The following is a 2,716-nucleotide window of genomic DNA, read 5'->3' as shown; positions in this document are numbered from 1 at the left end:
GAGATACCCCAGAGCACTCTTTATAAGATCCTTTCCGGCCACCGGGAGCCGAATATCACCACTTTGCGCCAGATTGTGAAGACCATCCGCCAGCTGGAGGGCTCGGGAGGGGACTTCATCGCCATCATTGCCGCCCGGCCGGTCCTGGACAAGATCAGCGAGAAGAAGATGAAGATAGGAGACCGATTGCTGACATTGAGAGAGTATTCGGCAACCAACATCGAGGAGGCCATAATTGCCGCGGTGAGGGCGGAGAGGGATGGAGCCTCGGCTCTGGTCTGCGCTCCTATCGTCAGCCCTACGGTGGAAAAGCTGCTCACCATTCCTGTAGCTACCATAATACCGCAAGAGAGCGTCGTCCGGGCGATTGAGGTTGCCGCCAGGAAGATCGATTAGGATAGGATGGATTGAAATGAAAAATATCCCTGCTGTAGCGGCAATATTGATCACTTCACTGCTGTTTTTCCTTGCAGTCACTTGCAGCTCCCAGAACGCCCCTGAATTCCAGAGCGTGAGCGGCGAATTTGCCAGGGACTGGATTGAGAGCTTCAAGGCCGAGAATCCTCAGCCAGTTCAGAAAAGCAACGTTAGCACAGGCGAGAACAACAGCAGCAATCTATGGAACTGGGGAGGCGTCCCCCGAGGGAGCAGGATAGAGGACGGCAAATTGATTGTTGATCCCAACTATACTCAGGGCAAGCTGAACCTCAGCGAATGGCTGGATGATGCTTATACCGATCCAGATACAGGGTTGCCTTTGTTGGAATATCTGGATCCATTCACCGGCAAGAAGACCTACACCTACCTGAATCCAGACACCCAGCATCCAATATTCACCTACTACAGCTATCAGGATGATAAAACGGGAAGGACGGCATATTCCTATATCGATCCCCTGACAGGGAAAGCAGTCTATTCCGATGAGCCGCCCATGGATATATTGTATGACCTGATCTCCAGCCTGGCAGATCAAACAATAACCAGCCAGATATTTGATAAGCCTCCTGCATAGGAGAAAAGGGTTTTGGAGAATTCAAAATTTCCATTTCTAGTCTTTCCACAGGTTCGGGATGAATAAGAGCATCACCGGCAGGATTTCCATTCTCCCGATGTACATACAGAAGATCGCAATCATTTTTCCCACAGGAGTGACTTGGGAAAAATCTGAAGCTACTACACCAAGCCCTGGCCCTACGCTGGCCATGCAGGTGGCCACAGCCGATATTGCAGATAAAAGATCGAAATTTTGATTTCCAGATTCAGTTATCGTCAATAACAGGGAGCAGGCAAAAAAGATAATCAGATACATTATCGTGAAGAACAAAACAGATATCAATACCCCCTCAGAAACTGAAATATCATTGAGCTTTATGGGAATAACTGCCTTTGGATGGAGCATCTTCATCAACTCTCGGCGAGCATACTTCTTTATCAAGAGCACCCGAAGAACTTTAATGCCGCCTGCGGTTGCTCCAGCGCATCCGCCAATCAACATTAGCATAATAATAACCATATTGGCCGCTGAAGACCAGTGGGCATAGTCGAAAGTATTTGTGAATCCCGTAGTGGTTCCTACTGACACTACATGGAATCCAGCAAGGCGAATTCTATGCAGGACGCCTCCATCTACACCGCCCCATAGAACAATCAGTGCTGTGGCCGTGGCTTGAAGAAATAAATATAATCGGAATTCAGGATCCTTGAAATAACATAAAAAATCGTTTTTATATATAAATTGATAATGCAAAATGAAGTTGGTCGCCCCTACAATCATGAATATTATTAAAATTGCTTCGATCAATACGCTGTCGTAAGCAACTATACCTGCGGATAACGGCGAAAATCCTGCGGTTGATATAGTAGTAAAAGAGGTGCAAAGCGAATCGTACAAGGACATTCCAGCGGACCAGAGCAAAATCGTCTGTAGAGCTACGAAACCCAGATATATACCCCAAAAGATCTTGGCCGTGCTCCTCACTCTGGGAGTCAAGGCTTCCCGACTAGTATCAACATAGTAGAGCTGCCTGCCTGCTACCCCAAGATGGGGCAGGATAGCAATGAAAAGCAGGATGATGCTCATGCCGCCTAACAACTGAGTAAAAGCCCTCCAAAAGAGCAAGCCAAAAAAAGTACTCTCGACGTAATTATTGAAACCCGAATCGGATGTCGATATCTTCCCAATTCCTGATAATAGCACTTCAGGAGATTTGAATAGAGTAAGTATCAAATTGTGGGCAAGACTATTATCTGCCGCTGTCGAGTTAATGATCCAGTATCCATGCGAATCCGATTCAGTTAGAATAGTGGCACCTGTAGTTGTGAATCCAGACATGGTTTCGAAGAGCGAATCGGTTTCATCCAATCCAAGAAATATGAATGGTAATGATCCGAAGATCGTTGCCAAGAGCCAGGCGAGAGCCACAATTACAAAAGCCTCTTTGTTTGTCACCTCTCCTTTCTCGCCAATGCGTCTGATTATTAGGCCTGCTGAAATTGTGATAAAGGAAGAAAGACCGAAAGCCATTACTCCGGCGGGCTCTTTATAAATTGCAGCTACAATTCCCGGTATCAACATCAAGGACCCTAAGAGCACCAGCATGAGGCCTAGAATGTCCAGCACTACACGGATCTTCATTGAGGAATGCAGTTTCCTACTTTGCCATATTTAAGCTCGATCGTTGCGTTCAGCTGGAGCAAAAGATATGGCTAAGACAGC

At 46.8% G+C, this 2,716-nt stretch carries 3 protein-coding genes; 2 read left to right on the top strand and 1 reads right to left on the bottom strand.

The window, feature by feature from the left end:
- Positions 1-396, top strand: a 396-nt coding sequence (locus BP822_RS11545) for a transcriptional regulator (protein ID WP_286878332.1), incomplete at its 5' end; no start/stop codon positions are given.
- 16 nt (positions 397-412) lie between these two features.
- Entirely contained in the window at positions 413-1,012 is a 600-nt protein-coding gene (locus BP822_RS11540; RefSeq protein ID WP_286878331.1) for a hypothetical protein, read from the top strand.
- A 36-nt stretch (positions 1,013-1,048) separates the two neighbouring features.
- Here the strand turns inward: BP822_RS11540 and BP822_RS11535 are convergent, their stop codons facing one another.
- On the bottom strand, positions 1,049-2,635 hold the full coding sequence (locus BP822_RS11535) for a TrkH family potassium uptake protein (protein WP_286878330.1): 1,587 nt from the start codon (positions 2,633-2,635) through the stop codon (positions 1,049-1,051).
- Positions 2,636-2,716: the final 81 nt, after the last annotated feature.

Source organism: Methanosaeta sp. UBA458 (assembly GCF_002496085.1).
Classification (GTDB): Archaea; Halobacteriota; Methanosarcinia; order Methanotrichales; family Methanotrichaceae; genus Methanothrix; species Methanothrix soehngenii.
Note: the sequence above shows the minus strand (reverse complement) of the source record. Positions and strands in the feature narration are given on the sequence as shown.